This is a genomic window from Streptomyces sp. NPDC058284, assembly GCF_042881135.1.
Taxonomy (GTDB): Bacteria; Actinomycetota; Actinomycetes; order Streptomycetales; family Streptomycetaceae; genus Streptomyces.
Genome location: NZ_JBHVYE010000025.1, coordinates 105,240 through 114,210, shown reverse-complemented (window position 1 = coordinate 114,210; position 8,971 = coordinate 105,240). Strand labels below are relative to the sequence as shown.

Genomic DNA, 8,971 nt, shown 5'->3' with positions numbered 1-8,971 from the left:
CGGAGCATGCCCTGCGGGCTTGCGTCGCTTGCTGTAATCGATGGCCATCGCGTCCCCTGAGCTGGGGTGTTGCAACGACCACTAGAACTCAAGCCTGCGCGGCGGGGCCCATCGGCGTAGTCAGATCAGGCCGTGCTCCCGCAGGTAGTCCAGCTGCGCCCTGACCGAGAGCTCCGCCGCCGGCCACAGCGAGCGGTCCACGTCCGCGTACACATGCGCGACGACGTCCGACGCCTCCGTGTGGCCGTTCTCCACGGCCGTCTCGACCTGGGCCAGTCGGTTGGCGCGGTGCGCGAGGTAGAACTCGACGGCGCCCTGGGCGTCCTCCAGGACCGGGCCGTGGCCCGGCAGGACGGTGTGGACGCCGTCGTCCACCGCCAGCGAGCGCAACCGGCGCAGGGAGTCCAGGTAGTCGCCGAGACGGCCGTCAGGATGCGCCACGACCGTGGTGCCACGGCCCAGGACCGTGTCACCCGTCAGGACGGCTTGGTCGGCGGGCAGGTGGAAGCAGAGCGAGTCCGCCGTGTGGCCGGGGGTCCCGACCACATGCATCTCCAGGCCACCGGTCGTGATCACGTCACCGGCCGACAGGCCCTCGTCGCCGAGGCGCAGGGCGGGGTCCAGTGCGCGGACGTGAGTGCGGGTCAGCTCGGCGAAGCGGGTGGCGCCCTCGGCGTGGTCGGGGTGGCCGTGGGTGAGGAGCGTCAGGGCGACCCGTTTGCCCGCCTTCTCCGCGGTCTCTATGACGCGGCTCAGGTGGGCGTCGTCCAGCGGGCCCGGGTCGATGACCACCGCGAGCGGTGAGTCCGGCTCGGAGACGATCCAGGTGTTCGTGCCGTCCAGGGTCATCGCGGAGGCGTTGGGCGCGAGGACGTTGACCGTGCGGGGGGTGGCGGGGCCGCTTAGGGCTCCGCCCCGGGGCTGGCCGGGAAGGGCGGCGGCGTCGGTCATGTGGGGTGACTCCTGTCGGGGTGGGCGTGTGCGGTGGCGTGGGCGGTTGCGTGTGCGGTGGCGTGTGCGGTTGCGCTGGGGCTGGGGTCTGCGCCGGTTCTTCGTCTGTGGGGCGGGGCCGCGGGGGTATGTGCGTACTCGCTATCCCTGCGTCACGCTGCACGGACAATGGCGCTACAGGATGCTCGGTGCTCCGTTCGCACATACCCCCACGTCCCCTCGGGAGCGCGTGCGACCGCGCCCCGGTGGGGGTTGACCCGTCCTGCCGTACGTTGCGGGGCAAACGCCCCCGCCCCCGCCCCTACTCCCGCCGTGCGTCGCGGGGCAAACGGGTGGGTGGGTGGGATGGATCCGCCGTGAAGCGGCGGGCCTGTCCGCACCCGCGGACGGGAGACGGGGAGAGACCCCACCCACCGCTGAGGTAACCCGCCAGGGGCACGTCACTGGCTGCCGCCGCCCGCCACCACACGTTTCGTGAACTCCTCGTGGCCCGGCCAGGACAGGATCAATTCGTCGCCCTCCAGACGCGCTTGCGCCAGTACGGGGGTCATGTCCTGGGACGGGGCCGCGGCCAGGGCGGCCCGGGGCGAGGGGTGGGGGCTCAGGGAACGCAGCGTCGCGATGGTGGGCGGCATCATCAGGAGTTCACCCGCGTCGTAGCGCGCGGCCGCCTCCGCGGGGGCGATCCAGACCGTGCGGTCGGCCTCCGTGGAGGCGTTGCGCGTGCGCTGGCCCTCGGGCAGTGCGGCCACGAAGAAGAACGTGTCGTACCGCTTCGGCTCGAACTCGGGGGTGATCCAGCGGGCCCACGCGGCCAGGAGGTCGCTGCGCAGATACAGGCCCCGGCGGTCCAGGAACTCCGCGAAGGAGAGGTCGCGGGCGACCAGGGCCTCGCGGTCCGACTCCCAGTCGTCGCCCGTGGTGTCGCCGACGACCGTGTCCGGGGACGGCCCGGCGAGCAGCACGCCCGCCTCCTCGTACGTCTCACGGACCGCCGCACAGACGATCCGCTGGGCGGCGGCCTCGTCGTCGACGCCCAGGCGGGCCGCCCAGGAGGCTCGCGCGGGGCCCGCCCAGCGCACCAGGTGGTCGTCGTCGCGCGGGTCGACGCCGCCGCCCGGATACGCGTACGCGCCCCCGGCGAAGGCCATGGAGGCGCGTCTGCGCAACATGTGTACTTCCGGCCCACCGCCGCCCGCCCTGAGCAGCATGACGGTCGCGGCGCGGCGCGGAACGGCCGGAGTCAGCGAGCCGCTCGCGAGGGCGCGGATGCGGTCGGGCCACTCCGGGGGGTACCACTGCCCATTTGCCATGGGCGGAGGCTATCCCCTGGTGGGCTGATGTTCGAGAGGCAACTATCGGTGCCTACAGAGGTACCGATAAGCGATATCCGCATCCCTGAAAGGCCGAAAGACGCTTACGCCTCCTTCAACTCGCTGACGCTTCCGTCAGCTCGCTCACGCCTCCGTCAGCTCCACCTGGAACTCGACCTCGACCGGAGCGTCCAGCGGGAGGACGGCCACGCCCACGGCGCTGCGCGCGTGCACGCCCTTGTCGCCGAGCACCTCACCGAGGAGCTCACTGGCGCCGTTGATCACGCCGGGCTGGCCCGTGAAGTCCGGGGCGGACGCGACGAAGCCGACGACCTTCACGACGCGCGCGATGCGGTCCAGGTCACCGGCGACCGACTTGATCGCGGCAAGGCCGTTCAGCGCGCAGGTGCGGGCCAGGTCCTTGGCCTCCTCCGGGGTGACCTCGCCGCCGACCTTGCCGGTCACGGCGAGCTTGCCCTCCACCATCGGGAGCTGGCCCGCGGTGTAGACGTACACGCCGGACTGGACGGCCGGCTGGTAGGAGGCGAGCGGCGGCACGACCTCGGGCAGGGTCAGCCCGAGCTCGGCGAGGCGGGCCTCGACGGCGCCGCTCATGCCTGCTTCTCCCGCTTCAGGTAGGCCACGAGCTGCTCGGGGTTGTTCGGCCCGGGAACGACCTGGACCAGCTCCCAGCCGTCCTCGCCCCAGGTGTCAAGAATCTGCTTCGTGGCGTGGACGAGCAGAGGCACGGTTGCGTATTCCCACTTGGTCATGTGGCCGACTGTAGTCGGTGTGGGGGGCTGCTCAGGGTGGGCTCCTGCATGGTCCGGCCGGCGACTGGTTAGGCTCGGAAGGGTGAGCAGGCTCCAGGTCGTCAGTGGCAAGGGCGGTACCGGCAAGACCACGGTGGCCGCGGCCCTCGCGCTCGCCCTGGCGACGGAGGGCAAACGCACCCTCCTCGTCGAGGTCGAGGGCAGGCAGGGCATCGCGCAGCTCTTCGAGACGGAGGCGCTGCCTTATGAGGAGCGGAAGATCGCCGTCGCTCCCGGGGGCGGGGAGGTGTATGCCCTCGCCATCGACCCCGAGCTGGCGCTTCTCGACTACCTCCAGATGTTCTACAAGCTGGGGGGCGCGGGCCGGGCCCTGAAGAAGCTCGGGGCCATCGACTTCGCGACCACCGTCGCACCGGGCCTGCGGGACGTCCTGCTGACCGGCAAGGCGTGCGAGGCGGTGCGCCGCAAGAACAAGAGCGGGCGGTACGCGTACGACTGCGTGGTGATGGACGCCCCGCCGACCGGCCGCATCACCCGTTTCCTGAACGTGAACGACGAGGTCGCCGGGCTCGCCAAGATCGGGCCGATACACAATCAGGCGCAGGCCGTGATGCGGGTCCTGAAGTCCCCGGAGACGGCCGTGCACCTGGTGACACTCCTGGAGGAGATGCCCGTCCAGGAGACCGCGGACGGGGTCGCCGAGCTGCGGGCCGCGCAGCTGCCCGTGGGGCGCCTCATCGTGAACATGGTGCGCCCGGCCCTCCTGGACGAGGCGTCGCTGACGCTCGGTCTGGAGCAGGCGCCCCGTACGGCGGTCGCCAAGTCCCTGGCCGCCGCCGGGCTCGGCGGCGCGCGGCGGGGCGGGGCGGCCGAGCGGCTCGTCGACCCGCTCCTGGAGCAGGCCGCCGAGTACGCCGAGCGGTTCGCCCTTGAGCGTGACCAGCGCGCCCTGCTGACCGGGTTCGGACAGCCTCTGCACGAACTCCCGCTCCTCGCGGGCGGGATGGACCTCGCGGGCCTCTACGAGCTCGCCACGGCACTGCGGAAGCAAGGGATCGCATGACCAGGGAGACCGGAGGCGCCGCGCCCCAGAAGTCGGCGCGGAACCAGGAGACGGCGCGGACGCAGGAGACGGCGCGGAACCAGGAGACGGCGCGGACGCAGGAGACGGCGCGGACGCAGAGGGCGGCACGGACCCTGGAGCCCGGTCTCGTCCTCGACGTGGACTCCCTGATCGACGACCCGAAAACCCGGATCGTCGTGTGCTGCGGTTCCGGGGGTGTCGGCAAGACGACCACGGCGGCCGCCATCGGGCTGCGTGCGGCGGAGCGGGGCCGCAAGACCGTCGTCCTTACCATCGACCCGGCGCGCAGGCTCGCGCAGTCCATGGGCATCGACTCGCTCGACAATGTTCCGCGGCAGGTCAAGGGCATCGAAGGGCCCGGCGAACTGCACGCCATGATGCTCGACATGAAGCGCACCTTCGACGAGATCGTCGAGGCGCACACGGACAAGGAACGCGCCAAGGCGATCCTCAACAACCCCTTCTACCAGTCGCTTTCGGCGGGCTTCGCGGGCACGCAGGAGTACATGGCGATGGAGAAGCTGGGGCAGCTGCGCTCCCGCGACGAGTGGGACCTGATCGTCGTCGACACACCGCCTTCGCGCTCGGCGCTCGACTTCCTGGACGCTCCCAAGCGGCTCGGCTCCTTCCTGGACGGGAAGTTGATCCGCGTCCTGATGGCGCCGGCGAAGGTGGGCGGCCGGGCCGGGATGAAGTTCCTGAACGTCGGGATGTCGATGATGACGGGGGCCCTGGGCAAGCTGCTCGGCGGGCAGCTGCTGCGTGACGTGCAGATGTTCGTGACGGCGATGGACAGCATGTTCGGCGGCTTCCGCACCCGGGCCGACGCGACGTACCGGCTGTTGCAGGCGCCCGGCACGGCGTTCCTGGTGGTGGCCTCGCCGGAGCGGGACGCGCTGCGGGAGGCGGCGTACTTCGTGGAGCGGCTCGCCGCGGACGACATGCCGCTGGCGGGTCTCGTACTGAACCGTGTGCACGGCAGCGGCGCCGCCCAGCTGTCGGCCGAGCGGGCACTCGCCGCTGCGGAAAATCTTGAGGAACGTCGCATTGTGGATCAGGGGGGCGGGAAGGTAGGAGTTCGTAACTCCCCCGAGTTTCCTGCCACTTCAGAATCCTCTGCTCCAGAATTCTCTGCTACGCCGGCCCCCTCCGCGCCGCCCGAATCTTCTGTGCCGCCCGAAGCCCCCACGCTGCCGGAGGGCCCCACTTCTCACGAGCCCGAGACCGAGCCTGAAACCGAACCCGAGACTGCGTCCGGATCCAAGCCCGAGGCCGAGCCTGCGTCCGATTCGGTACGCGAGCAACCGGTCACCGACGCGTGTGTCGAGCAGATGACCGCGGGGCTGCTGCGCCTGCACGCGGAGCGCATGCAGTTGCTCGTGCGCGAACAGCGCACGCGTGACCGCTTCACCGCGCTCCACCCCGAGGTGGCGGTGGCCGAAGTGGCCGCGCTCCCCGGTGATGTGCATGACCTTGCGGGGCTCCGGGCCGTAGGGGACCGGCTGGCGGGCTGACGCTGGGGGACGCCGGGGGCCCTGGTGGGGAACGTGGATGGGGGTTCATCGCCCCGATGGGGTACCCGCCTACCCCACCGCCGCGTAGCTCTCGTACGTCTCCTCGTCCTCCAAGTCCACGGGCAGCAGGCCCGTACCGCGCTCGTACTCGGAGCGCGCTGTCTCCAGGAGCCTGCGCCATGAGGTGACCGTGGGACGCCTGCGCAGCAGTGCGCGGCGCTCCCGCTCCGTCATGCCACCCCACACGCCGAACTCGACGCGATTGTCCAGCGCGTCGGCCAGGCATTCGGTCCGCACCGGACACCCGGTGCACACCGCCTTGGCCCTGTTCTGCGCTGCTCCTTGAACGAACAGTTCATCCGGATCGGTAGTGCGGCAGGCCGCCTGCGCACTCCAGTCGGTTACCCAGCCCATACCGGCGCCGTCCTCTCCCGAATCGAGGCTCCCCCACGGCGGCAGCGGCATATGCACCGCCGCCAGTTGAGGACGTTACGGAAGGTGGGCACAGCGCAACACCCCCTTCGGGCCCAATCTTGAATGGCCCGAACGGACTATGCGTAAGCGGCAGATCACCCGACGGAGTGAGCGGACGACATCCGTGAGGAAATCGGCATTCCGGGACAGTTCAGTTGAGCCACAACGGACGCCGGGCGTCACATGAGGCGGATTCGGACAGGAATCCGCGCGATGCGGGGGCGGTCGGGAGCGGGGAAGGGGGTGTTGCTGAACCGCACGGCAGTGACAGTTGAGAGCAGCTTAGGCCAAGGCATTGGGGTCTGTCCGGAGAATCAGAACGTCGGCGGCGCGCACTTGTGGGACCCCGGGGGACGATGACGTAAGGGCTACGCGGCGACGACTCGACCGTCACACGACGGCAGACGCGTCAGACGCGACGGCCATGCAACGGCTGGCTCGACGGCAGGCACGACAGCCACGAAATCCCGAAGATCACCCGCTCCCTCGGAACGCCGCCGCGTACGGATTAGGCTGCCCCCATGGGAAACAAGCGCTCGGGCGGTGGTCTGTCACCAACTCAGCAGGCCGCGAAGTTCCTCGGAGTCAGCGTCCTGGCGGGTGCGGTGCTGGCCGGGATCGCCCTGCCCGCGTTCGGAGCGCTGGGCCTCGCGGCCAAGGGTTCGGTCGAGGGGTTCGACGAGATCCCCGCCAACCTGAAGCAGCCGCCGCTCAGTCAGCGCACCACGATCCTGGACAACAAGGGCGGTCAGATCGCCACGGTGTACTCGCGTGACCGCACCGTCGTGAAGCTGAAGAACATCTCGCCGTACATGCAGAAGGCGATCGTCGCGATCGAGGACTCCCGCTTCTACGAGCACGGCGCGGTCGACCTCAAGGGCATCCTGCGCGCGCTCAACCAGAACGCGCAGAGCGGCGGCGTCTCGCAGGGCGCGTCCACGCTGACCCAGCAGTACGTGAAGAACGTCTTCGTCGAGGAGGCGGGCGACGACCCGACGAAGGTCGCCGAGGCCACGCAGCAGACGCTCGGCCGCAAGATCCGCGAGCTGAAGTACGCGATTCAGGTCGAGGAGAAGCTGGGCAAGAAGCGCATTCTCAAGAACTACCTCAACATCACCTACTTCGGGCAGCAGGCCTACGGCGTCGAGGCCGCGTCCCAGCGCTACTTCTCCAAGCCCGCCAAGGACCTGAAGCTCCAGGAGGCCGCGCTCCTCGCCGGCATCGTGCAGTCGCCGAGCCGGTACGACCCGGTCAACGACTCGGCGGAGGCCACCAAGCGGCGCAACGTCGTGCTGCAGCGCATGGTCGAGACGCACGACATCTCGCAGGCCGAGGCGGACACCGCCAAGAAGGCGGACCTGGGCCTGAAGGTGAGCCGGCCCGAGAAGGGCTGCATCACCTCGGTCAACGGCGCGGGCTTCTTCTGCGACTACGTACGCGAGGTGTTCCTCAACGACCCGGTCTTCGGCAAGACCCGCGAGGACCGGGCCAAGGTCTGGAACCGGGGCGGTCTGAAGGTTCGTACGACCCTCGACCCGCAGGCGCAGCACTCGGTGCAGGCGTCCATCAAGAAGCACGTGAACAAGACGGACGACGTGGCGACCGCCGCCGCGATCGTCGAGCCGGGCACGGGCAAGATCCTCGGCATGGGCCAGTCGCGTCCTTACGGCTTCAAGAAGGACGAGACCACGATCAACCTCTCCGTGGACCACGGCATGGGCGGCGGCGCGGGCTACCAGCCCGGATCGACGTTCAAGCCGATCGTGGCGGCCGCGGCCCTGGAGGGCGGCAAGTCGGCGGGGCAGAACTACGCGTCCCCGTACGAGATGCCGTATCCGGAACGGGTCTCCACCTGTTCCGGCAAGGACTGGGTGAACACCAACAACGAAGAGCTCAGCAACGAGAACGAGTCCGAGGTCGGCCCGTACGGCATGCGGGAGGCGACCGCCAAGTCGGTCAACACCTACTACGTGCAGCTCATCGGCGACATCGGCATCTGCCCGGTGACGAAGATGGCCGACAAGATGGGCGTCGAGCGCGCCGACGGCAAGACGATGGCGCAGGCCCCCTCGATCGCGCTCGGCACCCAGGAGGTGTCGCCGCTGACGATGGCCGGCGCGTACGCGTCCTTCGCCTCGCGCGGCACGTACTGCACGCCGATCGCCATCGAGGCGATCACGACGCTCGGCGGCAAGTCGCTGCCGGTGCCGAAGACGACGTGCTCGCGCGCCATGTCGCAGAAGACCGCCGACACTATCAACACCCTGCTGAAGGGCGTGGTCGAGGACGGTACGGGCCGGCAGGCCGGGCTCGGCTCCCGCGCGAGCGCGGGCAAGACCGGTACGACCGACTACCGCTACGCCGCCTGGTTCGTGGGCTACACCCCGAACATGTCGGGCGCGGTCTGGGTCGGCGACCCGCAGCACAAGCGGCAAATGGTCAACATCCCCATCGGCGGAGTCACGTACGACAAGGTCTTCGGTGGCGAGGTGCCGGGTCCGATCTGGCGCGACGCGATGAGCGGCGCCCTCACGGGCAAGCCGTCGCCGGGCTTCAACACCGTGCACCTTCCCGGCGACGACAAGGACCGGGACGGGAACGGGAACGGAGACGGGGACCACGGCGGCGGCCATGACGACAAGCCCGGCGGGGGCGGGGGCGGCGGTAATGGCGGCGGCAACGGCGGTGGCGGTGGCGGTGGCCACGACGGTGACGGCGGCGGGGGCGGCACCTGGCCGGAGTTCCCGCCGGGCGTGATCGGCGGCAATGGAAACGGCAACGGCGGGAACGGGAACGGCTTCGGGGGCGGGATCGGCGGCTGGCCCCGGTAGCTCTGCCGATAGCTCGTCCTGTACGTGAACG

8 protein-coding genes are annotated in these 8,971 nt (G+C 70.0%); 3 read left to right on the top strand and 5 right to left on the bottom strand.

Going from position 1 to position 8,971, the window contains the following annotated elements; translation table 11 throughout:
• Positions 1-120 precede the first annotated feature (120 nt).
• The 4 genes from ACFVYR_RS29150 to ACFVYR_RS29135 all read right to left on the bottom strand — a co-directional run bounded on the left by ACFVYR_RS29150 (position 121) and on the right by ACFVYR_RS29135 (position 3,037).
• Positions 121-951, bottom strand: coding sequence for an MBL fold metallo-hydrolase (locus tag ACFVYR_RS29150; protein WP_384261840.1), 831 nt, complete (start codon positions 949-951; stop codon positions 121-123).
• A 440-nt stretch (positions 952-1,391) separates the two neighbouring features.
• A complete protein-coding gene (locus ACFVYR_RS29145) occupies positions 1,392-2,264 on the bottom strand; it encodes an NUDIX hydrolase (RefSeq protein ID WP_384261838.1) in 873 nt (290 codons plus the stop codon).
• Positions 2,265-2,408: 144 nt separating this feature from the next.
• Positions 2,409-2,879, bottom strand: coding sequence for a RidA family protein (locus tag ACFVYR_RS29140; RefSeq protein ID WP_384261836.1), 471 nt, complete (start codon positions 2,877-2,879; stop codon positions 2,409-2,411).
• Positions 2,876-3,037 (bottom strand): DUF4177 domain-containing protein, encoded by a 162-nt coding sequence (locus tag ACFVYR_RS29135; protein ID WP_003975360.1) that lies wholly within the window; start codon positions 3,035-3,037, stop codon positions 2,876-2,878. The genes ACFVYR_RS29140 and ACFVYR_RS29135 overlap by 4 nt, the downstream gene beginning before the upstream one ends.
• An 82-nt stretch (positions 3,038-3,119) precedes the next feature.
• On the opposite strand from ACFVYR_RS29135, the gene ACFVYR_RS29130 reads away from it, so the two are divergent.
• Positions 3,120-4,100, top strand: coding sequence for an ArsA-related P-loop ATPase (locus ACFVYR_RS29130; protein WP_384261833.1), 981 nt, complete (start codon positions 3,120-3,122; stop codon positions 4,098-4,100).
• Positions 4,097-5,635, top strand: coding sequence for an ArsA-related P-loop ATPase (locus ACFVYR_RS29125; RefSeq protein ID WP_384261831.1), 1,539 nt, complete (start codon positions 4,097-4,099; stop codon positions 5,633-5,635). The genes ACFVYR_RS29130 and ACFVYR_RS29125 overlap by 4 nt, the downstream gene beginning before the upstream one ends.
• Before the next feature lie 69 nt (positions 5,636-5,704).
• Here the strand turns inward: ACFVYR_RS29125 and ACFVYR_RS29120 are convergent, their stop codons facing one another.
• On the bottom strand, positions 5,705-6,049 hold the full coding sequence (locus ACFVYR_RS29120; protein ID WP_016642765.1) for a WhiB family transcriptional regulator: 345 nt from the start codon (positions 6,047-6,049) through the stop codon (positions 5,705-5,707).
• A gap of 581 nt (positions 6,050-6,630) precedes the next feature.
• Between ACFVYR_RS29120 and ACFVYR_RS29115 the strand changes: the two genes are divergently transcribed.
• Positions 6,631-8,940 carry a transglycosylase domain-containing protein gene (locus ACFVYR_RS29115; protein WP_384261828.1) on the top strand — a complete coding sequence of 770 codons (2,310 nt, stop codon included), beginning with the start codon at positions 6,631-6,633 and terminating at the stop codon, positions 8,938-8,940.
• The last annotated feature ends 31 nt before the right edge of the window (positions 8,941-8,971 follow it).